Raw genomic sequence first — 24,255 nt, 5'->3', positions numbered from 1 at the left:
ATACCATCTGGCTGGCCGCCGTTTTAATTTTGAGATGCTCAGCGGCTTGATTTTGTATTGCATTTTTTCGCCTCCCTAAAAATCTGAAATTTCTACTTGACTTTTATTAGCAGGTCTTTTAAAGTTTGTCAGGTAAATATTTCCGAATATATTCTTCTAAGGCTTTATCCATAACTTCTTTTACGTTTCCGCCATTCTTTGCTGTTTCGATTTTTATAATATGGTGCAAGTCAGCACGAACACGAACCGTCTTATCCCCCATAATATCTTTTTTTGCACTGATTGGTGTATCATTTCGTTTTGCTTTTTGTGCGCCTAAATTTCCCACAACCACTCACTTCTTTCTATTTCTTCTTACTCTTATTTTATCATCAACAATCACAAATCACAAGTGATTTGTGATTCTATTCTTTTTCGTTTTCTAATTGAATGATTCGCTCAATTTTAACACATTCTAAATATACAGCATGAAGTATAAACTCATGCTAGGTGATTTAAAATGAGAAAAGCAAAAGAAACACAAACTTTTGATTTCAGACCTTTAGGACTGGCAATCAGAGAAGCCCGTGAGAGAGCAGGGCTTTCTCGTAATGATTTAGGCGATAAAGTGTTCTATGGAGAACGCCATATCGCAGATATTGAAAATGTTGGTTCACACCCTAGTTTTCAATTATTCCATGATTTAGTTACCATGTTCAATATATCGGTCGATGAATATTTCTATCCAGCAGAGAACGTCGTAAAAAGTACAGCTCGCCGTCAGATAGAAACCTCTCTTGATTTATTGAGTGATAACGAATTAAAAATCATTCAAGGTACGATTGACGGTATCTTGAACAGCAGGGAGAGCAAGAAGTAATCAGCTTCTTGTTTCCCCTTTTTGCTATTCTGCATTATCTATTTGCTGATCTGCTCCGCAGGTAACAAATAAGAGCCAACAATCTATAAGTCATAATAACCTACAAATTATCGGCTCTGCGTCTTTGCGTCTGGCTCTTTGATAATAGTTACTTTTCCATGCTTTATATTGATTAAAGTTTCCGTTTTGCACTTCGGACAGAACAAAGGAAAATTTATCAGTTCTGTATCTTCTCGCACTTTAGTTCGTGTCTTATTATTGCAAATAGGACATAATACCCATAATTGCTTATCCATAGCCCCCCCTTATTCTTTTAAGAAATTTAATTTTTGCTTTTTCGTAGTGATATAAACATATTTTTTCGGCGTAAAATGTCTATTTCCAAAATACCTTTTGAAATTTGCTTGCATCTCTGGGTATGTACTATTCATAAATTCTTCAATATCCGCTCGGACGTTAGCAAACAATAAACCCTCAGTCTATATGCAGATTTTAATCATTTATTTTATTGATTTAAAATTTTCAATATATAAGGAAACTTCGCCACATTTTGGACAAACTGCAACTTTAGGTTTTTCTACCGTAGTTCCAAAAACGCCTTTAGTAGTTATTCTAATACCATATCCCTGCATATCAACTTTAACATCTAAATTTTCGACCATTTCTTCATGACATCTAAGACATTTTCTCATAACAATACCTCACTAATTGTATTTTCTAGTAAAAAATGCTTTTGATAGAAGATAAGAACTGAAAGCAAGAGCTATAACTATTATAAAAGCTATGCCGATACTCAATTCAAAATTATCGACTACAAACCATAAAATAGAATTGTTAGTCACATTTGTCCAAACTGCCAATACAACAAGAATAATCACTAGAGTAAACATAACCGCAAAACCTGCATTAACTCCAAGTGAATAATTTGAAGGCAATACAAATGACAAAAATACTAAGGTTACGGCAAAAGAAGCACAAGCAATAAACATATAATAACCAAATGCAAATTGAGGGAATATAAAATATGTTATGGTATTAACAAGCAAAGCTACCCCAAAGCCAATACAAGTCATAATCAAAGCAACTATATATCTGCTTTTTACAATCGTAGTTTTTGAAACGGGTAGTGCAACAACATATTTCCCCCATTTCCATTGTTCGTCGCAAGTCGTTAAGGAAATTATCATTGTCATTATTTCAACTGGAATTAACAATAAACTAATGTAAATAGCTCCTGTCCCTTTTAAAAATAACATCAAAGCTACTATAATGAATATATCCATAATAATTCTAGTAATTCCATATTTTTTCTGAATTACTAATAAATCTTTCATCAATAAGCCTTTCATTGTAATTCCCCCTTTACGTAAAACAACATAATATTTTCAATAGTAGCAGGTTCTACAAGTGCTTTTGGAAAATCTTTTGCAATCTTGTTTCTATCACGAACAAGAACCTTATATTGATAATCTTCTTTTTGATAGGAAATAATTTCTGTCTTATCTAGCGTATCAAAGACACTTGCTCCACAACTTACAACACCATAGTTATCAATTAAGTCGTCTTTTAATGAGCAGAAAACTAACCGTCCTTTATGAATAAAAGTAATATAATCTGCTATTTTTTCTAAATCACTTGTAATATGTGATGAAAACAAAATAGAGTAATTTTCATCTTGCACAAAATCAATCAGTATATCAAGAATATCATCTCGAATAATAGGGTCCAATCCACTTGTTGCTTCATCTAATATAAGTAATTCTGCTTTATGTGAAAGAGCAACAGCGAATGCAAGTTTTACTTTCATTCCTTTAGAAAAATCTTTAATTTTCTTCTTTGCTGGTAATTCGAACTGTTTCAAATAATTACGAAATGCTATACTGTCCCAATTGGTATATATTCCCGACATATATTTTTCAATTTCTTTTGGTGTAAAAATATCTGGAAAGTGGTTTTCGTCAAATACAATTCCGATTTTATCTTTTATTTCACATTCATCAATTATGTGGTCTTTTCCAAAAATCAAAATGTTTCCACTGTTTTTCTTAATTTCGTTCAAAATACAATTTACTGTGGTCGATTTTCCAGCTCCATTTTCGCCAATAAGCCCCATAATTACACCTCTAGGAATGGAAAAACTTAAGTCATTTAATACAAAATCGCCATAATCTTTTGTAAGGTTTTTAACTTCTAAAATAGAAACTTACCTTGATTTACCCACTGCTAAAACCCAGTAAATACGCGGTTTTAAGAGTAGTTAGATGTGAGAAAAAGTCGAGAAATGTAGGTAATTCATCTATTATTCCTGCATTATTCCTATACACTTATTCCTATACAAAAGAGAGCCTCCTTGTAGTTTTGGATGCCCTAATGGGTATTCTGCTGCAAGGAGGCTTTTTCTTTGTTATAGGTAAAAATTACAAGCTATTTTATTTTTTCTATTTCGTCTTTCAGCCATTCAAATTCTCTCTGTGTATAAACCTTTTCGGTTATATCGGAGATCTTATGACCAACCATATACTTGATAGCGTATTCGTCAACACCATATTTTTTAGCCATGGTAACAAAGTGCTTACGCCCATCGTGGGGTCTATGCTCTGGATTAAGTTTCAGTTCATCTCGAATCATTACAAACGCCTTTTGATATCTGCTATAGGTCAAAGCCGTATTTTTAACCCTGCTGCTTGGATTGGCGTAATTAAACAGATATATGCTTCCCATTTCCCGAGCCTCTTTATAGTGCCGTTCTACCAAGTGTCTTATTTTCGAGTGGATTGGCACAACACGGTTGGTACCCGCATCGGTTTTCATTCCTCCGCTGAATGTACCGTTTTCAAGATCCACATCCTTCAATTCTAGCAAACCAATTTCCTGTGGCCTCCATCCGGAATAGCACTGAATCAGGATAATATCCACATACATTTTATCATCCACATGCTGCCAGAGCAAATCCATCTCTTCTTGTATGAACGGTATGTGCTCTTTCTTTACCGTTACGATTTCTTTGATGGTTTCCTCGGTTAGATTGAACGTTCTCGAATAGTTGCGGTCTACCAGTTCATATTCCAAGGCATAATCGAGCATTAAGTTGAACAGTGACTTAATCTTGTTCTTCATTGATGCGCTCGGGGTTTGTTCTTTTCCTCGTACTACGGATATCCCTTCTTCCATACAGCCTTTTATATGACGCGCTCGGACATCAATCACTCTCATGCTGTACACGGATGAACAATATCCCCAGGCGGATTCTACTGCTCTGCCGCTCGCTTCATTCTTCAGAGTTTTCAAGTATTCCGGTTTCCATCGTTCGTACAATTCTTTGACAGTAAGAGACGGCTCAAGATCGTAGGGGTTCTTGTTATATTCCACGAGAGCGGCATAGGCGTCATTATAGGTGGGAAAATAGGATTCCGGTTTCAGAGGTTTACATATTGGGCGTCCGTTTTCTGATTTTCCTACACTCACCATCGCCCTGAAAGGATTACGGAGATTACGGTTTTTAATTTCGCTGATCTGTCCGAACCCGTTTGGTAAACGGCGTCGCTTGTTGTTTTTGTTTCGAGGCTTTCTTGATTTAGTGCTTGTCTGCATCGGATATCCGCAATGCGGACAGGAAACAGCTTTATCACTTACTTGCAATTCGCACTCCGGACATTTTATAAGCATAAAGACCACCTTTCCATTGATTTGCTATTAGTAATCATATATCATAAGTATAGGAATTGTCAACTCCTACACACAACAACTTTTCTTGCTACGATTGGAGGAAAAGATGAGATATGATTAGTGACAGCAAATCAACCTGTCCCAAATGTGGCGGGCAGTTGAAATATTACGACACCGTAAAAAGGATTGTACGGACGAAATACGGCGTCAAAAACAAAGTAGATATTCGAAGGTTCCGATGCCAAAAATGCAGCGCTATGCATCGGGAACTTCCGGACTTTATATTTCCATACAAGCAGTACGAAGCAGAAATCATCATCGGTGTTTTGGAAGGGTTTATTACCTGCGAAACGCTTGGCTTTGAAGATTACCCTTGTGAAATGATGATGATCCGATGGCGGCTGTCTCCACCTAAGTTGTTTTCACTAAAAGCTGTTTCTAACCTAGAATAGCAGTTGAAAGGAGGCAAAAGCCAATGGATGAAGTTATATTTGCATCTGGTTCAGTACCAGTAGCCGTAGCAGCGAGGGTTTATGGAAAAGACGCTTCATGGATTCGAGCCGGCATTATATCTGGATGGCTGCCTATCGGTAAAGCAACCAGGAACGGAAAACTTATTACTAATTTGGAAGAGATGAATTCAAAGTACGGACGAATCAACTTTTACATCTCTCCAAAGTTACTATGGCAGGAAACGGGTTATGTCTGGCGAGGTGAACGGGTATGAGCACAACGATAAGACCGGAAGTATCTGAGAAAAACCAATACTGGATTGAAAAACACCGGTATTACGAGTTGAAGCATTTCTGTCTACAGTATCCGATATGGCGGAAATCATATGCCATGCTGGATGGGTTTCCGAGCAGTTGGCCGAAATTGATACCGCCGAGCAGAACAAATAACATCGGCGATCCGGTTGCTAAATGCGCGATGGCAAGGCTGTTTTACTCGAATCGGATGGACATGGTCGAACGGATGGCCAAAGAAGCAGACGAAGAACTTTACTGTTATATTTTGAAAGGCGTGACGGAAGGGGTTTCCTATGATTACATGAGAATCAAATTTTCTATCCCATGCTGCAAGGACACTTATTACGACTTGTACAGACGATTCTTCTGGCTGCTCAGCCAAGAAAGAGGGTGATATAGTGAAGATTGTAGATGTGGCTGTTAAGAAGGTGTATCGGTTCAATTGTCCAAACTGTCAGAGTAGGCTCGAGGCGGAAAGCAACGAACTGACAGACATAGGAGGTAAGGTAAGTAAATTTTATTGCCCGGTGTGCCGAAAAGAGCGTTACATAACCTGGTCCGACTTGCGAAAGAAAATCGTATATGAGGGTTCGCAAGAATAACAAGCTCCTTTATGAAAGGAGTGTAGAAATATGCACATAAAAATTACATTTGACAAAAGCAGTTTGTCATGGGAAAAGGATTTTGAGTTTAACAAACTTTTTACTAAATCTAAGGTATTATACATCATGGATTGTTACAGGGCTTATGGCTACATTTATCTGAATAAGATATATGAGCTGTTCGGCTTGAAATGGAATCCGTATAATGATAATACTTACTGGGTATGGGAACGAGATGGAGAACTCGAAATATCTATTATCTATGACGAGAAACTCGGAGAAAGAATTTACATCGACATATTACACGATTCCTGACAAAAGACTGAGCCGCTAACAACGGCTCTTTCTTTTTATCCTAGATTAGAAATCAGTACGCAGGTGACGGAAAAACATGTTAAATTGATATCTGAAAAATTCCCCGGGTTGAAAATTTGGAAAAACATTTTAAAAGGAGGACCAATATGAACTTGGCAATCATCTTTACTCTCGGCGTTTTGGTAGGCGCCATTTTTACGGGTATCGTATTTCGGCTTTTCTCAGTTGGAACGCTTCGAGTCGACCATTCAGATCCGGATGGTCCTTTTTTATTTTTGGAACTATCGAAGCAGGTTGAAGCTGTGGTTTCAAAAAAGTATGTCGTGCTGAGAGTCAAGGCTAAAGACTTCATTCCGCACAAATAACACTTCCTTTTATGGAACCCAGTAAACGAAAGGAGAAATGCAAAATGGGCGAAGAAATTAAAAATTTGTTGGAAGAGGAAATCAAGAACGAAATCAAAAACTTGGCTTCTCTCGAACCAGGAAGTGAAAAACACTCTACAGCAGTGGAAAGCTTGGCGAAACTTTACAAGGTGAAACTCGATGAAGACAAAACTTCAATGGAGTATCTGGACAAAACTCAGAATCGTAAAAGCGATGAGGGCTTTAAGGTTGCTCAGATCGAAGAGAATGTCAAAGATCGGTATGTCAAAATTGGTATTGCAGCCGCCGAGCTTGTGTTGCCGTTGATGTTCTACGCATTCTGGATGCGAAAGGGATTCAAGTTTGAAGAGAAAGGAACTTATACCTCTACGACATTCAGAGGTTTGTTTAGCCGTTTTAAACCAACCAAGAAGTAAAATGGTTCCGAAACGAGGAGTTCGTGGATATTACACGGCCTCTTCGTTTTTCTCGTTAAAATCGCATCCGCTATTATGAGAGATGTAAAAGTGCTTTTTATCTCTTGATAATTCAAAAGTGGCGGTTATACTTAAAATTGCCACACAGTATCAAGGAGGTAATTTGCAATGAGCTTTTTTAACGACGCACAAAAGGACGCATTACTTACTGGCAGGTATATTTGCAGTAAATGCGGAGCAAGGATGCAGTTCGAGGATGAATGGGAAGATATATTAGTATGCCTCGAATGCGGCCATTCCGTAGAATTGGAACGGTACGGAATGGAAGACGATGAGGAATATGAAGCTCTGTATCCTACCAGAGAAGAAGTTTGCGGAGAATTTGACGAAGATTAAATAAGATTATTAGCAAAAGGGAGAGGGTCCTGACGAGGGCTCTTTCTCTTTTCTTTTTGGTGGTGTATATGAGATACCATTTTGATAAACCGGAAATCTATCTGTCTATGTACGGCAGCCGTTATATTTGCGATCATCCCGTTTACAACAGTTGCACGCTATACAAAATCGGAGAAAAAGGACTGGCTGTGATACAGCAAAGGTTTGATGAAGAAACCAAGAGTACATGGTGGAGTGAGGTTGACCCGTGGATTACCGACGCTTTATATTTGCACCCCGATTTTCGGAAATACTTTGATGCCCGTTCCGGAACTTGTACGGATGGTCTATACCCCACCGTTACTGTCCGTCAAATTATGTGGGCGCTGAAAATGAAACCTATCAAACGGGAGCGATGGGAAACAGTCTTTGACAGACGGAAAATTTAAGTTCGCAAAAATCACATCTTCTTTTACGGAAATCAATGGTTATTTGAAAGGAGTAAAAGGAGTATGGACGAAATGAAAATAGGGTCAAAATTCACAACGGGTATTCTGTCGAAGTTGATAGCTATGCTAATCCGAAAGAAGTTTGGGTATGATGTGGAACTCAAACTTAATGAGGTGAACGCAACGGTTATTGACGGAAAGACACATGTCCATCTGGATGTAGATGCTGAACTCGAAAAAGACGAACTTATGAAAATTTTAAAGAACATTGGTTTGTAAGGAGAAGGGCCGCTAATAACGGCTCTTTTCTTTTGCCGCGCGAAAATTACAACGCTTATTATGAGGGAAAGAGAGTAACCGATTAGGATAGTTGAGGTTGCCATAATAGTAAGTTTATGCTTGGCTTACATCTTTCTCTTTTAATTTTTTCACGAAAGGAGAAGACCATGAGCATCGATCAGCTTGAACTAATTTTGTATGACATGTATCACATGGATGCTTGGATGCCTCCGTTGTTCGGAAAATGGACAGAGGAATTCAAGAAAAGCAGTTATTCACAATGGGCTGTCGACGAGCTCAGAGATTTTATCGCCGAAAAAATATATCCGAGAACATCGGGATCAATCGATGAATTCTGTGAACTCGCCCACGAATTCATGGTGAAGATGTTTGCTTATTCAAAAGTAAATCCGAGAACAAGCCAAATATTTAAATCGGCCGGCAACATGGCTGTAGATATCCTGGATTTACTGAGAGCTATGAGATGAACGAAAGGAGAAAAACATGAAAGGAATTGTTTACATTCATTATGGCTCTACTGTTTTTGATTCTTCAAAAGGCTTTCCGATAAGAAACGAAGCTAACTGGAGCAAACCACGTGGAGGTCTTTGGGCTTCTCGCCAAAACTCGACTTTTGGTTGGAAAACGTGGTGTGAACAAGAGGAATTTAGAGACTGCGATGAGCATAATTCTTTTAAATTTCGACTGTGTGATAATGCAAAAGTAGCCGTTATCCATAATATGAAAGATTTGCGTTGTCTTCCCACCATTAAAAGCAGCACATCGAGTTTTTGGGGTACTGTTATTGATTTTGAAGAATGTGTTAGACAAGGTTATGACGCTGTCGAGCTTTGTTGGTATGGGGACGAATATAGTGAGCAAAAAGCTGATGACATGTATTTCGGTTTGTATGGATGGGATTGCGATTCTATCGTCGTTCTTAATCCGTTAGCAATTATACCAATCTAAAAGAAAGGAGAAAAACATGAACAAAACCCCCGTTATTCAAAAGGCGCTGCACAAGTCGGGACTATATTTGAAAAAGTATTCTCCCGTTGCTTTATCGTGCGTAGCGTCCGTAGGAGTAATCGTAACTGTTGTCACAGCCGTTAAAGCTACTCCAAAAGCTGTAGAACTTGTCAAAGCGGACAGCAGAAAAAATCACGATGGAGATCCATACGCCTACACTAAAAAAGAGGCGTTTATGTCGGCGTGGAAATGTTATATTCCGACCGCTGCTTTTGGCCTCTCCACGATAGCCTGTATTATGGGAGCCAATGCGCTTAATAGTAGAAAACAGGCCGCCCTGACAAGCGCCTACGCTTTTATTAACCAGTCCTATAAAGAATATAAGGACAAGCTGAAAGAGCTTTACGGAGAAGAGGCGCATAACGCGATTGCGGACTCCATAGTGAGTGAAAAGTGTAAGGATGTTTATATTTCGTCGCCAAGTTTCATCAGCAATTCAAGTCTCGACTTTGGCGAAGGCATGGAACCCGAGATAGTTCGTACTTTCTACGACAGCTTTTCTCAGAGGTATTTTGAGACAACCATCGCCAAGGTCATAGAGGCGGAATACCATTTGAACCGTAATTTTATGTTTCAAGGTGTAATTCCATTAAACGACTTCTATGAGTTCCTTGGGCTTGAAAAAACCGAATTGGGAGAAACAGTAGGCTGGTCGTCCTGTAATGGTGATATTTACTGGATTGATTTCAACCACCATAAATTAACGCTGGAAGACGGGATGGAAATCTTCGTCATTGATATGGTTTTCGAACCGACCGCCGAATGGATGGAAGATCTTTGAATCCGCAAAATTTACAAGTCGTATTATGAAAAGGAGGTAGTGCTTTATGATTAACGCTAAAATGGTAAAAATTCTTGGTCTTGTCGCCACCGCAGTAGGTATGGGTGCAACACTGCTAACCGACTGGGTGAACGAAAAGAAAATGGAAGAGAAAATCGATGAACGCATTAACGAAAAGCTCGCCGCACTTAATGACGAAGAGGAAGAGTCCTAACAGGGGCTCTTTTTCTTTGGTCAGCAAGCTATTGTGTGCGATTCGGAGACGGCCGTTTCGATCATTAAGGAATATGTAGACCGGCATTTATTCAGTCCGTCGCTCTCATGGCCTAAAGATGAATTTGAAAAACGGTCGTATTCACAATGGGCCGCTTATGAAATTATCAATCGAATTATGGATAAGCCCTTTGAAATGCCTATCTGTATTATCGAAAATTTTATCTGCGAAATGGCTATGTATGCTTGTTACGGCGAGGACGAGCATCGCAGTTTGATATTTCAGACAGCGGTTGAAACAGCTGAAGAATTGATTTTGTTATTTGTTTAAACGAAAGGAGAACTTAAATGGGAAAACACAGTTTATCCAGCATTGCCAAGAGTGTACGGACGGCGATGAAAAAGCATAGTCCGGAGATACTTACAGGTATCGGCATTGCTGGAATGATTACAACTACAGTCATGGCGGTGAGGGCAACGCCAAAAGCGCTGATTCTTATCGAGGAGAAAAAAGACGAACTTGAAACAGACCAGCTAAGCGGAAAAGAAATCGTAAAGACAGCATGGCCTTGTTATATTCCGGCCGCAATCATTGGTTCGGTTTCTGTTTTCTGTCTTATTGGCGCCAGTTCGACAAATCTGCGTCGGAACGCAGCGCTTGCAACCGCCTACACACTTTCCGAATCGACTTTAAAAGAATATCAGGAAAAGGTCGTAGAGGCGATTGGCGATAAGAAGGAGCAGATGATACGGGAATCGATGGCGAAAGAAAAAATCGTGAAGAATCCCGTTCGGGAAGTGATTCTGACGGAAAAGGGCGGAAACACCATCTGCTATGACGCTATCTCGGGAAGATATTTTAAGTCGGACAGAGATACCATCAACCGAGCTGTAAACGAATTGAACCGGCAAATGCGGGACGATATGTATGTAACACTCAATGAGTTTTACTATGCGCTTGGATTAGATGGGACAAAACTGGGAGACGATCTGGGCTGGAGCATCGAAAAAGGATATATCGAACTTGATTTTAGTTCCCATCTTGACGCGAACGGCACACCTTGTCTTGTTATTGATTATCGGGTTGCGCCGGTTTACGATTATCACTCCTGGTAATATCATCACTGAGGGAACCGCGCGAAAATTACAATTGCTTTAATGGAAGAAGTTCCACATTTTCAGAATTTGAAAGGAGAACATAAAATGGAAAACAATGCGATTATGAGCAACGAGGTTATTGAAACTACTGAGGAAGTCATCGAAAACACAGGTATGAGCAAGGGTATCAAGATTGCAGCAGGCATTGGTTTGAGCGTAATTGTAGGCTTTGTGGTCTATAAGTATGTGGCAAAACCGGTGATTGCGAATATCAAAACCCAGATCGAGCTGAAAAAGATGGCTGCTGAGGAGAAGACAATCATTGTTGACGAAGCAGACGTTTCTACAGAAGAAAACTGAAATTTGAATCTGTGAAATTCGGACAAGGGAGAGTACCTTAAACAAGGTGCTTTCCCTTTTTCTTTTTTTTACAGAAAAGGAGGTACGAGAATGAATGTGTATTACTACGACGGACCAGTCATGCGATTTGAAAACTGCGTGCAAAATCGCTGGAAAGCGTCTACCTACGCCCCGTCGGAAGCGAAAGCTAAGAGTAATCTTGCTTATCGGTATAAAAAAGAAAACGGCATGACGCCGAATACCAAAATCACTCTGCCTGGCAAATTGATCCCGGCTTAAGAAAGGAGAAAACTAAGTGGAGGAATACAAAACCAATTCAGATAAGTCTCGTCAAGAGCAGTCTGAGAAAAAAGTGGAGGCGGTCATCAGCGGAAACGCGAAAACTCGAAAAAAGGGTGAAATGCAGAAATTCGCCGACGTTTTCATTGCCGAGGACGCCAACAACGTAAAATCTTATATTTTGCTGGAAGTCATTGTGCCGGCAATCAAAAAGGCTATTTCTGATATCGTTACTACCGGAATCGATATGATTCTTTACGGTGAGGCAGGAAGAACAAGGAAAAACGGTTCTGCTTCCAAAGTATCGTATCGGAATTATTACGAACGGGAAAGCGAACGCACCCGAGCCGGCTCTGCTATCAGACGGACAAGTTTTGACTACGATGATATTTTGTTCGACACTCGCGGGGATGCGGAAGCAGTGCTGGATTCCATGAATGATATTATCAGCCAATACGGTATGGTAAGCGTGTCAGATTTTTATGATTTGGCTAATGTTGCGAACGACAACTACACAATGAACCGTTACGGCTGGACAAACATTGCCGGAGCAACTGCTGTAAGGGTTCGGGACGGTTATATTTTGAAACTTCCAAGAGCCATCCCATTGAATTGAAAGGAGAAAAAATATGCTTGAGTGTAAAATCTGCGGATGCAAATTCAATGCTGTTGAAGAGCGTCATTATATTTCTCGCGACAACGGAAAAAGCGGGTTAGCAGTAGCCTTTGGCTCGGAACCTGAGGAAAAACTGTACGATACTTTTGACTGCCCTTCCTGCGGCTGCCAGATTGCGGTTCAGGAACGAAAGAGAATCTATATCCCTTGCTGTGAAACCTGTGAGGAGGACGAAGAGTAATGTACGAATCCCTCGACAAAATGGTGTCGCACCCGGCACATTATCAATCCGGAACCGGTTTGGAAGTTATCGATGTGATAGAGGCTTTTACATTTGACCTCAAGGGCATCGAAGCAACCGATACCGGCAACATCATCAAATATGCCTGCCGTTGGAAACAGAAAAACGGCATTCAGGACCTCGAAAAGATTATGTGGTATACACAGCATCTTATCGACCATCTCAGAAAACTCAAAAAGGAGAATGAAAACTATGAAAAATAAGACCGAAATTGTAAAGAGCGTCAGCGGCGCTATGAATAAGACCATGATGAAGATTAGAAAGCACAGCCCTGAAATTCTCGTAGTGGCCGGAATTGCGGGGACGGTTGTGAGTGCCATTATCGCTTGCAAAGCCACAACCAAAGTAAACAAGATTGTGGAGGATATCAAGAACGATATCGATAAGGTTCATACCGCAATGGAAACCGGCGTTACTGAAGCTGGTGAATCTTATTCCGCTGAGGATTCCAAGAAGGATCTCACTATCATTTATGTACAGACCGGTATTAAGTTCGCCAAGCTGTATGCTCCTGCCATTATTCTCGGAACGCTGTCCATTACCAGCATCCTTGCGTCCAACAACATTCTTCGCAAGAGAAATGTAGCGCTTGGCGCGGCTTATGCGGCTATCGACAAGAGCTTTAAAGAGTACCGCAGCCGAGTAGTCGAGCGATTTGGCGAGCAGGTAGACCAGGAACTGAAGTACAACATCAAAGCGAAGAAGTTTGAAGAGGTTGAGGTCGATCCTGAAACCGGAAAGGAAAAGAAGGTAAAGAAAACAGTCCAAGTGGTTGACCCCAATCTTCAGAGCGATTATGCTGTTTACTTTGACTCGAAGAGCCGCAATTACGAGACCAATCAGGATTACAACCGCATGTTCCTGAAGGCGCAGCAGGCGTTTGCCAACGATAAGCTTCAGACACGTGGGCATCTGTTCTTGAACGAGGTTCTGGACGATCTGGATCTCCCCCGTACACCTGCCGGTCAGATTGTGGGCTGGACTGCCGATGGTCCGGACGGATATGTTAATTTCAGAATTGTAGAAGTAGAGAGGGAGACCGAAGACGGAAGGCACGAGCCGATTCTTCTTCTCGATTTCAACGTAGAGGGAAATATCTGGGAGAAGATGTAACTTTAACACTTTCAGATCGATACTGGAGGTGGTCGCTTTATAAGAGAGGAGTTTTAAAAATGCGAATCATATTAAAGGGTGCTGTGTTTCTTCTGAGCCTTATCCTTTGCTTCATTATTATAGCGAGGATAGCCGCAGCCCCGGCAAAAGAGAAACCCGTCGAGGATACATATAACGATGCGTCTTCGACGGTATCTATATCCCCTATCGAAACTGTGCCGGAACCTTCGCCGCCTGACGAGGAACCGGAACAGGTTGAGGAAGAATGGCCGTACCCTATTTCACAGGAAGAAATTGAACTTATCGCACTGGTAACAATGGCGGAAGCGGAAGGTGAAACGGAACTCGGACAGAGGCTGGTAATTGACACGATTTTAAACCGAGTCGACGATTCGCACTTTCCGGATAATGTAACTGATGTTATATTTCAGCCGAATCAGTTCACATCCATGTGGAATGGGAGAGTCGACCGCTGTTATGTGAAAGAAGAACTTGTAGAGCTTGTAAAGGAAGAGCTGCTGGAACGGACGAATTACGAATGCGTGTTTTTCACCGCAGGCGGATACAGCAATTACGGTGTTCCGATGTTCCAGGAATGCTGCCATTATTTTTCAAGCTATGATTGAAAGGAGCGTTTATCATGAAAGCATTATTTTCTTATGTGTTTTCTACCATGGCCGGTTTGTGCTTAATCGGCGGTATTGCCATTTTATCCGGTGGAAGGGAGTAATCAAACGTGGATATGCTCGATGATTTCATAAATCTGCTTGACTCTATATTGGACAGCAAGCGGAAAAGACATATTACCGGCGGGATTCTCCTAAGCGCTGCATTGCTGTTCGGAGGTCTCGCCGTAACTGTTGTTACGATAAAAAACGAGGAGGATTACTATGAGCAAGATTAACTTCGCTATGTTTATGGCCGGTCTGACTATCGGGTCGGCCGCAACATGGCTTTGCCTTAAAAAGCGATACGAGCAAATTGCCCAGGAGGAAATCGATTCGGTGAAAGCGGTCTTTGCGGAAAAGAAGCCGGAAACGGTAATCCGCAAAGAGGAAAACGAAAACCTTGACAAAGACAATAAAATCAAGGCTGACCAGGCTAAATTGAAACCGGATCTGATTAACTATGCTGCTAAGCTCGCAGAGGAAGGCTATACGAATTATGCCTCGACAAACAATAAAAACGCGAAAGAGGAGAAGGTAAATATGGTTGAAAAGCCTTATATTATCTCGCCAGAGGAATTCGGCGATTTCGACGAATATACCAAGCTCAGTCTGACTTATTATTCGGACGAGGTTCTGGCGGATGAAAACGACGAGATTGTCGATGATATTGATGAGACCGTGGGCGCTGATTTTGCAGATCATTTCGGCGAGTATGAAGATGATTCTGTGTTTGTCCGCAACGACAGGCTGAAATGCGATTATGAGATTCTGAGGGACAACCGTTCCTATTCGGATGTCACAGGCAGATACCCCGGTCAAATGGAGGATTAAATGACAGAGAAAGAGCTGAACAACGAATATTTTGAATGGATGTGTCAGCTCGTATGCAATGAACGGTATTCCAGGGGTCTATCCTATCAAAAGCTGCTGAGGCATCTTCACAATATTGATTTCCAATATGTGATTCTAATGGATGGTAACAGGGCTGAAGACGGGATAGACCTCCGTTACCGTTTTGGATATGAAAAATCATACGAGGGTCCTATGATTGCCTCTTTTCTGGACAATCGGCCTTGTAGTGTGCTGGAGATGCTGATTGCTTTGGCGTTTCGTTGTGAAGAAAACATTATGAACAATCCCGACGTTGGCAATCGAATGGGCCAATGGTTTTGGAACATGATTGTAAATCTTGGTTTGGGTTCCATGAGCGATTCCAGATTCGATCCGAGGTATACGGACGATGTTATATTTCGCTTTATGGACCGTAAATACAAACGGGACGGTGAAGGCGGCCTATTCACGATTGAGCACTGCAAGTACGATATGAGATCGGTTGAGATTTGGTACCAGATGAATTGGTATTTGGACAGCATCCTGTAAAGAAAGGAATTCTGCTATGATTCACAGCAAAGTGTTTGAGTGTTTTCAAGAACATCTGCCGGCGTTTGCCGAAAAGGTTGAAACCTATTTTCCTAACGGGAAAAACAGTATCCGTGTGCGGCAAAAGGACGGCAAAGAATTTATATTTTCGTTTAACGGAGAAAAAACTTGGCGGTTTGAAACTATCGACCAGTTTCTTGCAGGAATGAAAGGAGGAAAAGTTCATGGATGAAATGGTCCGTTATATTTTCGGAAGCCTTCGGAATTCGGAAACGATGTTCCGGGCAATCGGAAAATCCATCAGGAAACAGCAGTCGTTTAACTATAATGTTACGTTTTGGGTAACGGTCGTAACGGCGCACCTGATTGTCAAAGAGTTTGAGATTCGCAATATGCATTGCCAAATCGAGGCTCTGAAAACTGAAATTAAGGAGCTAAAGCAGACGGAAGGAGACTAAAGAACCTCGATGATCGACTTTTTAATGATTTCAACACGTAGTACGAAGCGTGGTGTAATAGAAATCTACCCGAAGTTTATCATTAAGAAAAGCTCTGATCTTATGATTAGAGGCGGCGACTTCTATGCCATATGGCTGGAAGACCGGGGTTTATGGTCTACGGACGAGCAGGATGCTTTGCAGCTTATCGACCGGGAACTCGATCGGTATGCAGAAGAGAATCGCAAGAATTTTGATTCAAGTGTCAAAGTCCTGCACATGTGGGACTCTGAATCTGGAATGATCGATTCATGGCACAAATACTGTCAGAAACAAATGAGAGATTCGTTCCACATGCTGGATGAAAAACTGATATTTTCAAATACGCCTACGAACAAAAAAGATTACGCAAGCAAAAAGCTGAAGTACCCCCTGGAAGAAGGAACCATCAACGCCTATGACAAGCTGATGTCTACTCTCTACTCTGAAACGGAGAGAGAAAAAATCGAATGGGCAATCGGTTCCATAGTCTGCGGGGATTCTAAAAAGTTGCAGAAATTTATGGTTTTGTATGGCGCCGCAGGAACCGGCAAATCCACGGTTCTTAACATCATTCAGCAGCTTTTCGACGGGTACTATTCTGTGTTCGACGCTAAAGCGCTTGGTTCTTCGAGCAACTCGTTTGCTTTGGAGGCGTTCAAGAGCAATCCGCTTGTTGCTATTCAGCACGATGGGGATTTGTCGCGCATTGAGGATAATACCAGGCTGAACAGCCTCGTTTCTCACGAGTTGATGACGGTAAATGAAAAGTTCAAGTCTACTTACGCAAACCGTTTTAAATGTTTTTTGTTTATGGGCACGAATAAGCCGGTGAAGATAACCGATGCGAAATCCGGGTTGATTCGACGCTTGATTGATGTGTCTCCGTCCGGCGATAAATTGAGCCCGAAGGAATACAAAACGGTAATGAAACAAATTGAGTTTGAACTTGGCGCTATCGCATACCACTGCCAAAATGTATATCTGGCAAATCCAGGCAGGTACGATGATTATATTCCGGTCGCAATGCTCGGCGCATCCAACGATTTCTACAACTTCATCATTGATTCTTACCCCGTGTTTAAAAAGGAAGACGGAACGACACTAAAAGCCTCTTGGGAAATGTATAAAACGTATTGTGATGAGGCAAAAGTACCGTTTCCGTTTTCTCAGAGGATTTTTAAAGAAGAACTAAAAAACTATTTTCACGATTACAAAGATCGGTTCAATTTGGACGATGGCACTCGTGTTCGAAGCTATTATATTGGTTTTCGGACGGAGAAATTCGAAGAGCAGACGATTTCGGAAAAGGAGGAGCCGGAACAGAAGCTCATCGAATTCAAAGCGCAGCCGTCCATCTTTGACAAAGAGTGCGCGGACTGCCCTGCTCAGTATGCGACTTCATCGGAAATCCCCACATCCAAATGGGAGAGAGTAAAAACGAAGCTGAGCAGTATTGATACGTCGAAACTCCACTATGTCAAAGTTCCGGAAAAACATATTGTTATCGACTTTGATATTCCGGATAAGGACGGAAACAAGTCTTTTGAACTGAATCTGAAGGAGGCGAGCAAATGGCCACCCACTTATGCGGAACTGAGCAAAAGCGGGCAAGGCATTCATCTGCATTATATTTATGCGGAAGATCCGGCAAAGCTGAGCAGAGTCTATGACGACCACATTGAAGTTAAGGTTTTCAACGGCAAAAGCTCTTTGCGCCGGAAATTGACAAAGTGCAATAACCTGCCCATCGCAACCATCAATTCTGGTTTGCCACTGAAAGGAGAAAAGCAAGTGATAAATTTTGAAGGGGTGAAGAGCGAGAAAGGTCTTAGAACGCAAATCAAACGGAATCTGAACAAGGAATACCATCCGGCAACTAAACCCAGTATCGACTTCATCTATAAAATTCTTGAGGACGCTTACGCAAGCGATCTTCATTATGATGTTACAGATATGCGGAACGCTGTGCTGGCCTTCGCCGCGAGCAGCACGCATCAGGCGGATTACTGTATCAAATTGGTCAATAAGATGCAGTTCAAATCTGCCGACCAGTCTTCCGGAACAAAAAACGATGACGCTAAACTTGTGTTTTACGATGTTGAGGTGTTTCCGAACCTGTTCCTGGTCAACTGGAAAATCGAAGGCGAAGGAAAGCCGGTTGTCCGTATGATTAACCCTACGTCGGCTGAAATCGAGGAGCTGATGCGGTTTCGTTTGGTCGGTTTTAACTGCCGCAGATATGACAATCACATTCTCTATGCCAGGCTAATGGGTTATACGAACGAGCAGCTATTCTCGCTTTCCAGCAGAATTATCAACGGAAGCGCCAACTGCTTCTTTGGTGAAGCCTATAACGTTTCTTATACGGACGTTTATGATTTCTGCTCGAAGAAACAATCTTTGAAGAAATGGGAAATCGAATTGGGCATCCACCATCAGGAGCTCGGCCTTCCGTGGGACCAGCCCGTTCCGGAAGAGATGTGGACGAAAGTCGCCGAATACTGCGACAACGATGTAATTGCTACCGAAGCTGTTTTCAATGCGAGAAAAGCTGATTTTACGGCTCGACAGATTCTGGCGGACGTGGCCGGTATGACGGTCAATGATACGACCAATTCTCTGACCACCAAGATCATCTTCGGTAACAATCGAAAGCCGCAGGATCAATTCAACTACCGTTTTATGGGTGATGTAACTCCCGATTGCGAACCCTGGACTATCACAGAAGATATGGTTTTGTATAACCATTTGGGAGATGAAAATTTCACCCTGTTTAATAAAGAGGGAAAGCCAGTGTTCCCGGGCTACACTTTCGAAGGCGGTAAGTCCATTTATCGCGGCGAAGAAGTTGGAGAAGGCGGTTATGTCTATGCTGAACCGGGAATGTACAGCAACATCGCTCTGTTGGATATTGCATCCATGCATCCGAGTAGCATTGTAGCAGAAGAACTCTTTGGACCTGAGTATACGAAGAGATTCAATGATATTCTTCAGGCCAGAATCGCGATTAAGCATAAAGAGTTCGATAAGGCGAAAAAGATGCTGAACGGCGCGTTGGCAAAGTATCTGACTGATGAAGCTGCTGCGGCTGATCTGGCTCAGGCTCTGAAAATCGCAATCAACTCTGTATATGGTCTTACTTCAGCAAGTTTTGACCATCCGTTCCGAGACAATCGCAACAAAGATAATATTGTGGCTAAACGCGGTGCCCTGTTTATGGTAAACCTCAAGCACGAGGTCCAGAGACGGGGCTTTATTGTTGCCCATATTAAGACGGACTCCATTAAGATTCCGGACGCGACTCCGGAAATCATTCAGTTCGTTATGGATTACGGCAAGCAGTATGGCTACAACTTTGAACACGAGGCTACATATGACCGCATGTGCCTTGTAAACGATGCTGTTTATATTGCGAAGTATAAGGACGGTAAGCACGCAGGAGAATGGACCGCAACTGGCACCCAGTTCCAGGTTCCTTATGTCTTTAAGAAATTGTTCAGTAAGGAACCGATTGAGTTCGAGGATATGTGCGAGACCAAATCGGTAACCTCGGCGTTATATTTAGATATGAATGAAAATCTTCCGGACGTATCTGAAGCAGAGAAAATTAAGGCGCTTAGACGAATGCCTAGTAATCAGATTTCTAAAGCAGAATATAATCGTCTGAATGGAAAAAGTTCGTATGGATTTAAATGGCTAGACGTTTCTAATGAGGAACTCAACGACATGATTGCTTCAGGCCACAATTATCATTTCATTGGTAAGGTCGGTCAGTTCTGTCCCATCAAACCAGGATGCGGAGGCGGTATTCTGCTTCGCGAAACGGAGAATAGGAAAACCGGAGAAAAAGGCTATGCGGCCGCGACAGGCTCGAAAGGCTTCAGATGGCTGGAGTCTGAGATGGTTCGGGAACTCGGTAAGGAAAATGACATCGATCGCACTTACTACAACAATCTTGTAGACGAGGCGGTGAAGTCTCTGTCTTCTTATGGGGATTTCGAACGGTTTGTTGCAGACGAGCCGTTTGTTTCCGACAACACTCCCCCATGGTTTGGAGCCGGAGAACCGCATGAAGAAGAGCCAACGCCATTTGATGTGAGGTGATATCTTTGCTTGTTTTATTGGTTATTGCCCTTGTGATATTTGTGTTGGTTAAATCCGACTTTAGCAACACTTCTTGCGATTGCACCGATGAAGAGTGCAGATCGTGTCCGTTCCCATGTGAAAAACACAATTTTTGAAAGGAGACCAATCATGGCTTATAAGAACGTAGACAACATCATCATTGAAAATGCGCACATCATTTTCAGAAATTTCAAAGGAGAGGAATCGAAATACAATCGTGCCGGAAGCCGTAACTTCTGTGTCATCATCGAAGATTCAGATATGGCGCAGAAGCTGATTGAAGACGGTTGGAATGTGAGGGTTCTCTCCCCTCGTGATGAGGACGAAGAGCCTCGTCACTATATTCAGGTTGCGGTAAGCTTCGACAATATCCCGCCCAAGGTTGTTATGATTACCAGACGGGCACAGACGAATCTTGATGAGGAGTCTATTGCCACTCTGGACTTTGCGGAGATTAGGACGGTCGATTTGGTAATCCGCCCTTACAACTGGGAAGTCAATGGCAAGACTGGCGTTAAGGCTTATCTGAAAACGATGTATGTGACCATCGAAGAGGATGAGTTCGCCGAGAAGTATGCTGCGGAGGAAGGTCCGGAAGAGGCTCCGTGGTATTGATATTTTAGAAGATGGACAAAGGGGTGCCTGATATTGCCAGCAAGGTAAATGTCCTAAGGCTAGAGGAAACAGCCCCGTTCCATCAATTACCGAAGGGAGAAAAACATATGGAAACCAGTAACAAAAGATATAGAGAAAAACTCGTTCAACAAATTAAAGATGCTGGAGAAGAACTTATCAAACGATCCGATACGTTGGTGCATCCAGACTTGGAGCTTATCACAGATTTTGATATAACTCTTAGTTTTTCACAGGATTGCTTTCCTGAAATCACTTTTTCTACTTCTGTTGTAAACAAAACAGCTTGCGATCGCCTTTGTAAAAAGGAGGTATAATGCAGCAATGTTTTGGAAAAAGAAAAAAACTAAACGAAAACAACCGGTTAAAAAACAAATTCCGAAGCATATCGCTGACAATCTGAAATATGGAGAGAATGTAGCCGAAGGTTTTAAAAAAGGTGTTTCTAAGGTTTCGGAAAAACCTAACCGAAAAAAGCCCGCCGGTAAAAATTCGGAAAAGCATTTAGACGCTCGAAAAGAATTTCTGCGAGTGTTCAGACAACTAACCTACCGGCATCGTTCTTGGGATGTATGGAGCGACTTCATTATTATGTTCGCTTGCGCTTTATCGAATCCGGTGGATAAAGACCACTTCGACGAGAGAGAGGCGTTATATTTGCGGACTATCAAAAGATACAACAAACAGGAGCAGCCGTTGTTTTCCGAACTTGCTGCATATATGGTAGTGGCTTTGGAAGAAAATCAAGAGCAGGACTTTTTGGGAAGTATCTACACCGAACTTGGCCTTAACAGCAAAGAACATGAGCAGATTTTTACACCTTACCATGTTTGCGAGCTGATGGCGGAAATCACCATGGAAGATATTGTTGAAAAGGTCAAGAAAGACGGATACATCACCCTGAACGATCCTTGCTGCGGCGCTGGAGCTACTTTGATTGCCGGTATTCATGCAGCGAGAAAAAGGCTGGAAAAAGCCAACCTGAATTACCAGAATCATATCTTAGTAGCCGCTCAGGATATCGACATGGTAGTGGCTCTGATGTGTTATATTCAGCTATCTCTCCTCGGCGTTGCCGCTTACATCAAAGTCGGAAATTCACTGACCGAACCAATGACTGAAAATGATTCTCTGGACAACTATTGGTTCACTATGATGTATTTTTCCGATATATGGTCGATGCGGCGACTTCTTAGGAGTTTGTAATGGCTGGTATATCTTTAAGAGATTATCAACTGGACGCCGTTGACAGGATGAAAAACGGCTGCATTCTGTGCGGCGGCGTTGGAAGCGGTAAGTCCAGAACCGCGTTAGCCTATTACTACAAACAAAACGGAGGCGAACTCGGAACAAAAAAATACATGAAGATGAAAAGCCCTAAAGACTTGTACATCATCACGACAGCAAGAAAAAGGGATACGAAGGAATGGGAGGGTGAGCTTTCGCCCTTCCTTCTTTCTACCCATTCCGAAGCAAGTTCATATTCCAATAAAGTGGTAGTCGATTCGTGGAACAACATCGGCAAATATGCAACGGTAACGGACGCCTTCTTTATATTTGATGAACAGAGGGTCGTGGGTTCCGGAGCTTGGGTAAAAGCATTTCTGAAAATAGCCAAGCTTAACGAGTGGATTCTGCTTTCCGCCACACCAGGAGACACATGGGAGGATTATATTCCAGTCTTTGTAGCCAATGGGTTCTATAAAAACAGAACAGCTTTCAAAGAAGAACACATGGTCATGACCTGGGTAAACGGCAAGTATCCGAAAGTAGACCGGTATTTGGGCGTCGGGCGTTTAATCCGTCTTCGCAATCGAATTCTTGTGGAGATGGATTTCAAACGGGAAACTGTCTCGCACCACGAAGATGTTTACGTGAAGTACGATGTCGCCAAGTATAAGGATGCTTCAAAGCTTCGATGGAACCCTTATAAAAATGAACCGATCACGAATGCCGGAGAGCTGTGTTATGTATGGCGCAGGATCGTGAATTCAGATGATTCCAGGCAAGTCGCTTTGATGGAATTATTTGAGAAACATCCGAAAATGATTGTTTTCTATAACTTCGACTACGAACTGGATATTCTTAAGAATCTATATTACGGAGACGATGTTAAGGTTGCAGAATGGAACGGTCATAAGCATCAACCAATCCCCACTTCAGACAGTTGGGTCTATCTGGTGCAGTATACAGCCGGAGCCGAAGGATGGAACTGCATAAGCACTGACACCATCGTGTTCTACTCGCAGAATTACTCTTACAAAATTATGAAGCAGTCTGCGGGAAGAACTGATAGGCTAAATACGCCTTTCAAAGAACTGTACTATTATCACTTGAAGTCCAGATCCGCTATTGATTTAGCGATCAGTCGTGCTTTGAGTGAGAAACGGAATTTCAATGAAACCAAATATGTAAACAGTTATTCCAAAAGAGCTGCTTGGTCAGGAGGATACCAATGATTAAACTGGATGTCCAAGAATACTGTCATGGGTGTGCCAATTTTACGGCTGACGTAAAGGAACCGGAAAAATATTATGCCGGCTTCGATATTATTGAAATAACAGATACTCTTGTTCGCTGTGAACATCGCAAATTATGCGAAAACCTAGTTCGATATTTGAGAAAGCAGGTGGATCTTGATGAAAAATCCGAAAATCAATGAAAGCCTGATTATTGGCGTTGATTTCTCCAAACGAGACGACGGAGTGCTGATTGTCGGCCGTCAAAAGAACGGAGAAGTCACAATCATTAACGCTTTTCAGGGCATGGCGAATAAATTAGAATCACTTCCGCAGTATCACATCGAAAGGGATAAACTGTGCGAAATCGTGAAAGAAACTATTGGTTATGATAGATTGATGGACGCGTTTTGTTATGGCACTGTCATCTGTGATGAATTTGCTTGGTTCACCAACAATGATGAGTTTTATATTATTCATCTTGATAGCGGTATGATGGTCAATTGGTACAAGCATTTAGGCAGAACTAACACGTGTTCTCAGAGTAATCGGACGATTGAAGATTACTATGAGTTCTTCAAGCTTTTTAAAGAAGAACTAGATTATTGGGAAAGGAGAAGATAAA

Annotated in this window: 38 protein-coding genes; 32 read left to right on the top strand and 6 right to left on the bottom strand. The window is 41.8% G+C overall.

From position 1 onward, the window contains the following. Positions 1 to 118 precede the first annotated feature (118 nt). Positions 119 to 328: a peptide-binding protein gene (locus WGC32_RS12495; RefSeq protein WP_000527317.1), complete on the bottom strand. Its 210-nt coding sequence runs from the start codon at positions 326 to 328 to the stop codon at positions 119 to 121. Between the two features lie 171 nt (positions 329 to 499). Here WGC32_RS12495 and WGC32_RS12490 point away from each other — a divergent pair, with 171 nt between their 5' ends. Next, positions 500 to 859, top strand: coding sequence for a helix-turn-helix transcriptional regulator (locus tag WGC32_RS12490; RefSeq protein ID WP_003423065.1), 360 nt, complete (start codon positions 500 to 502; stop codon positions 857 to 859). Positions 860 to 966: 107 nt separating this feature from the next. Here the strand turns inward: WGC32_RS12490 and WGC32_RS12485 are convergent, their stop codons facing one another. From WGC32_RS12485 to WGC32_RS12465, 5 genes are all read right to left on the bottom strand, one after another. Next, on the bottom strand, positions 967 to 1,155 hold the full coding sequence (locus WGC32_RS12485; protein ID WP_009269672.1) for a cysteine-rich KTR domain-containing protein: 189 nt from the start codon (positions 1,153 to 1,155) through the stop codon (positions 967 to 969). 204 nt (positions 1,156 to 1,359) lie between these two features. After that, on the bottom strand, positions 1,360 to 1,551 hold the full coding sequence (locus tag WGC32_RS12480; RefSeq protein WP_003423063.1) for a hypothetical protein: 192 nt from the start codon (positions 1,549 to 1,551) through the stop codon (positions 1,360 to 1,362). 12 nt (positions 1,552 to 1,563) lie between these two features. Further along, positions 1,564 to 2,208 (bottom strand): ABC-2 transporter permease, encoded by a 645-nt coding sequence (locus WGC32_RS12475; protein WP_003423062.1) that lies wholly within the window; start codon positions 2,206 to 2,208, stop codon positions 1,564 to 1,566. After that, positions 2,205 to 3,056, bottom strand: coding sequence for an ABC transporter ATP-binding protein (locus WGC32_RS12470; RefSeq protein WP_342682360.1), 852 nt, complete (start codon positions 3,054 to 3,056; stop codon positions 2,205 to 2,207). The genes WGC32_RS12475 and WGC32_RS12470 overlap by 4 nt, the downstream gene beginning before the upstream one ends. A 227-nt stretch (positions 3,057 to 3,283) precedes the next feature. After that, on the bottom strand, positions 3,284 to 4,498 hold the full coding sequence (locus WGC32_RS12465; RefSeq protein WP_342682351.1) for a tyrosine-type recombinase/integrase: 1,215 nt from the start codon (positions 4,496 to 4,498) through the stop codon (positions 3,284 to 3,286). 140 nt (positions 4,499 to 4,638) lie between these two features. Between WGC32_RS12465 and WGC32_RS12460 the strand changes: the two genes are divergently transcribed. The 31 genes from WGC32_RS12460 to WGC32_RS12310 all read left to right on the top strand — a co-directional run bounded on the left by WGC32_RS12460 (position 4,639) and on the right by WGC32_RS12310 (position 24,254). Next, complete coding sequence (locus WGC32_RS12460) at positions 4,639 to 4,977, top strand: DUF6431 domain-containing protein (RefSeq protein WP_342682350.1); 339 nt, start codon at positions 4,639 to 4,641, stop codon at positions 4,975 to 4,977. A 23-nt stretch (positions 4,978 to 5,000) separates the two neighbouring features. After that, the gene (locus WGC32_RS12455) at positions 5,001 to 5,252 is read left to right on the top strand and encodes a hypothetical protein (RefSeq protein WP_256191620.1); all 252 of its coding nucleotides are present in this window, start codon (positions 5,001 to 5,003) and stop codon (positions 5,250 to 5,252) included. Next, entirely contained in the window at positions 5,249 to 5,668 is a 420-nt protein-coding gene (locus tag WGC32_RS12450; RefSeq protein WP_342682347.1) for a hypothetical protein, read from the top strand. The genes WGC32_RS12455 and WGC32_RS12450 overlap by 4 nt, the downstream gene beginning before the upstream one ends. Before the next feature lie 669 nt (positions 5,669 to 6,337). Beyond that, positions 6,338 to 6,556 (top strand): hypothetical protein, encoded by a 219-nt coding sequence (locus tag WGC32_RS12445; protein WP_342682346.1) that lies wholly within the window; start codon positions 6,338 to 6,340, stop codon positions 6,554 to 6,556. A gap of 44 nt (positions 6,557 to 6,600) precedes the next feature. Beyond that, entirely contained in the window at positions 6,601 to 6,993 is a 393-nt protein-coding gene (locus WGC32_RS12440) for a hypothetical protein (RefSeq protein ID WP_342682345.1), read from the top strand. A 168-nt stretch (positions 6,994 to 7,161) separates the two neighbouring features. Beyond that, positions 7,162 to 7,389 (top strand): DNA-directed RNA polymerase I, encoded by a 228-nt coding sequence (locus WGC32_RS12435; protein ID WP_177562440.1) that lies wholly within the window; start codon positions 7,162 to 7,164, stop codon positions 7,387 to 7,389. A gap of 68 nt (positions 7,390 to 7,457) precedes the next feature. Next, positions 7,458 to 7,817, top strand: coding sequence for a hypothetical protein (locus WGC32_RS12430; RefSeq protein ID WP_342682344.1), 360 nt, complete (start codon positions 7,458 to 7,460; stop codon positions 7,815 to 7,817). A gap of 63 nt (positions 7,818 to 7,880) precedes the next feature. Continuing rightward, a complete protein-coding gene (locus WGC32_RS12425) occupies positions 7,881 to 8,096 on the top strand; it encodes a CTP synthase (RefSeq protein ID WP_177562438.1) in 216 nt (71 codons plus the stop codon). 167 nt (positions 8,097 to 8,263) lie between these two features. Beyond that, on the top strand, positions 8,264 to 8,584 hold the full coding sequence (locus tag WGC32_RS12420; RefSeq protein ID WP_342682340.1) for a hypothetical protein: 321 nt from the start codon (positions 8,264 to 8,266) through the stop codon (positions 8,582 to 8,584). Positions 8,585 to 8,600: 16 nt separating this feature from the next. Then, positions 8,601 to 9,065 carry a hypothetical protein gene (locus WGC32_RS12415; RefSeq protein ID WP_342682337.1) on the top strand — a complete coding sequence of 155 codons (465 nt, stop codon included), beginning with the start codon at positions 8,601 to 8,603 and terminating at the stop codon, positions 9,063 to 9,065. A gap of 16 nt (positions 9,066 to 9,081) precedes the next feature. Beyond that, positions 9,082 to 9,906 (top strand): DUF6353 family protein, encoded by an 825-nt coding sequence (locus WGC32_RS12410; RefSeq protein WP_342682336.1) that lies wholly within the window; start codon positions 9,082 to 9,084, stop codon positions 9,904 to 9,906. A 46-nt stretch (positions 9,907 to 9,952) separates the two neighbouring features. After that, positions 9,953 to 10,120: a hypothetical protein gene (locus WGC32_RS12405; RefSeq protein ID WP_164488634.1), complete on the top strand. Its 168-nt coding sequence runs from the start codon at positions 9,953 to 9,955 to the stop codon at positions 10,118 to 10,120. Positions 10,121 to 10,467: 347 nt separating this feature from the next. Continuing rightward, the gene (locus tag WGC32_RS12400; protein ID WP_342682334.1) at positions 10,468 to 11,235 is read left to right on the top strand and encodes a DUF6353 family protein; all 768 of its coding nucleotides are present in this window, start codon (positions 10,468 to 10,470) and stop codon (positions 11,233 to 11,235) included. Positions 11,236 to 11,322: 87 nt separating this feature from the next. After that, positions 11,323 to 11,577 (top strand): hypothetical protein, encoded by a 255-nt coding sequence (locus WGC32_RS12395; RefSeq protein ID WP_342682332.1) that lies wholly within the window; start codon positions 11,323 to 11,325, stop codon positions 11,575 to 11,577. A gap of 90 nt (positions 11,578 to 11,667) precedes the next feature. After that, a complete protein-coding gene (locus WGC32_RS12390) occupies positions 11,668 to 11,856 on the top strand; it encodes a hypothetical protein (protein WP_342682330.1) in 189 nt (62 codons plus the stop codon). A gap of 16 nt (positions 11,857 to 11,872) precedes the next feature. Further along, complete coding sequence (locus WGC32_RS12385; RefSeq protein WP_342682328.1) at positions 11,873 to 12,472, top strand: hypothetical protein; 600 nt, start codon at positions 11,873 to 11,875, stop codon at positions 12,470 to 12,472. Positions 12,473 to 12,485: 13 nt separating this feature from the next. Continuing rightward, positions 12,486 to 12,713: a hypothetical protein gene (locus tag WGC32_RS12380; protein WP_177565860.1), complete on the top strand. Its 228-nt coding sequence runs from the start codon at positions 12,486 to 12,488 to the stop codon at positions 12,711 to 12,713. Further along, the gene (locus WGC32_RS12375; protein WP_342682326.1) at positions 12,713 to 12,976 is read left to right on the top strand and encodes a DUF3310 domain-containing protein; all 264 of its coding nucleotides are present in this window, start codon (positions 12,713 to 12,715) and stop codon (positions 12,974 to 12,976) included. The genes WGC32_RS12380 and WGC32_RS12375 overlap by 1 nt, the downstream gene beginning before the upstream one ends. Further along, positions 12,966 to 13,886, top strand: a complete 921-nt coding sequence (locus WGC32_RS12370) for a DUF6353 family protein (protein WP_342682324.1) — start codon at positions 12,966 to 12,968, stop codon at positions 13,884 to 13,886. Before WGC32_RS12375 ends, WGC32_RS12370 begins: the two co-directional genes overlap by 11 nt. 59 nt (positions 13,887 to 13,945) lie before the next feature. Beyond that, positions 13,946 to 14,512, top strand: a complete 567-nt coding sequence (locus WGC32_RS12365; protein ID WP_342682323.1) for a cell wall hydrolase — start codon at positions 13,946 to 13,948, stop codon at positions 14,510 to 14,512. A gap of 264 nt (positions 14,513 to 14,776) precedes the next feature. Further along, entirely contained in the window at positions 14,777 to 15,385 is a 609-nt protein-coding gene (locus WGC32_RS12360) for a hypothetical protein (RefSeq protein ID WP_342682322.1), read from the top strand. Continuing rightward, positions 15,386 to 15,934, top strand: a complete 549-nt coding sequence (locus WGC32_RS12355; protein ID WP_342682320.1) for a hypothetical protein — start codon at positions 15,386 to 15,388, stop codon at positions 15,932 to 15,934. A 16-nt stretch (positions 15,935 to 15,950) separates the two neighbouring features. Then, on the top strand, positions 15,951 to 16,166 hold the full coding sequence (locus tag WGC32_RS12350; RefSeq protein ID WP_342682318.1) for a hypothetical protein: 216 nt from the start codon (positions 15,951 to 15,953) through the stop codon (positions 16,164 to 16,166). Beyond that, positions 16,159 to 16,392: a hypothetical protein gene (locus WGC32_RS12345; RefSeq protein ID WP_342682317.1), complete on the top strand. Its 234-nt coding sequence runs from the start codon at positions 16,159 to 16,161 to the stop codon at positions 16,390 to 16,392. Before WGC32_RS12350 ends, WGC32_RS12345 begins: the two co-directional genes overlap by 8 nt. A gap of 9 nt (positions 16,393 to 16,401) precedes the next feature. After that, a complete protein-coding gene (locus tag WGC32_RS12340) occupies positions 16,402 to 20,517 on the top strand; it encodes a DUF5906 domain-containing protein (protein WP_342682316.1) in 4,116 nt (1,371 codons plus the stop codon). A gap of 150 nt (positions 20,518 to 20,667) precedes the next feature. Then, positions 20,668 to 21,153 (top strand): hypothetical protein, encoded by a 486-nt coding sequence (locus WGC32_RS12335; RefSeq protein ID WP_342682314.1) that lies wholly within the window; start codon positions 20,668 to 20,670, stop codon positions 21,151 to 21,153. A 107-nt stretch (positions 21,154 to 21,260) separates the two neighbouring features. Continuing rightward, entirely contained in the window at positions 21,261 to 21,488 is a 228-nt protein-coding gene (locus WGC32_RS12330) for a hypothetical protein (protein ID WP_342682313.1), read from the top strand. A 7-nt stretch (positions 21,489 to 21,495) separates the two neighbouring features. Continuing rightward, on the top strand, positions 21,496 to 22,377 hold the full coding sequence (locus WGC32_RS12325; RefSeq protein WP_256192106.1) for an N-6 DNA methylase: 882 nt from the start codon (positions 21,496 to 21,498) through the stop codon (positions 22,375 to 22,377). Beyond that, positions 22,377 to 23,630 carry a hypothetical protein gene (locus WGC32_RS12320; protein ID WP_342682311.1) on the top strand — a complete coding sequence of 418 codons (1,254 nt, stop codon included), beginning with the start codon at positions 22,377 to 22,379 and terminating at the stop codon, positions 23,628 to 23,630. The genes WGC32_RS12325 and WGC32_RS12320 overlap by 1 nt, the downstream gene beginning before the upstream one ends. Then, positions 23,627 to 23,833, top strand: a complete 207-nt coding sequence (locus WGC32_RS12315; protein WP_342682309.1) for a hypothetical protein — start codon at positions 23,627 to 23,629, stop codon at positions 23,831 to 23,833. The genes WGC32_RS12320 and WGC32_RS12315 overlap by 4 nt, the downstream gene beginning before the upstream one ends. Then, positions 23,811 to 24,254: a hypothetical protein gene (locus WGC32_RS12310; RefSeq protein WP_342682308.1), complete on the top strand. Its 444-nt coding sequence runs from the start codon at positions 23,811 to 23,813 to the stop codon at positions 24,252 to 24,254. Before WGC32_RS12315 ends, WGC32_RS12310 begins: the two co-directional genes overlap by 23 nt. The last annotated feature ends 1 nt before the right edge of the window (position 24,255 follow it).

Source organism: Zongyangia acetica (genome assembly GCF_038739695.1).
Taxonomy (GTDB): Bacteria; Bacillota; Clostridia; order Oscillospirales; family Ruminococcaceae; genus Zongyangia; species Zongyangia gallinarum.
The sequence above is the reverse complement of the archived record's forward strand: the minus strand, read 5'-3'. Positions and strand labels throughout refer to the sequence as shown.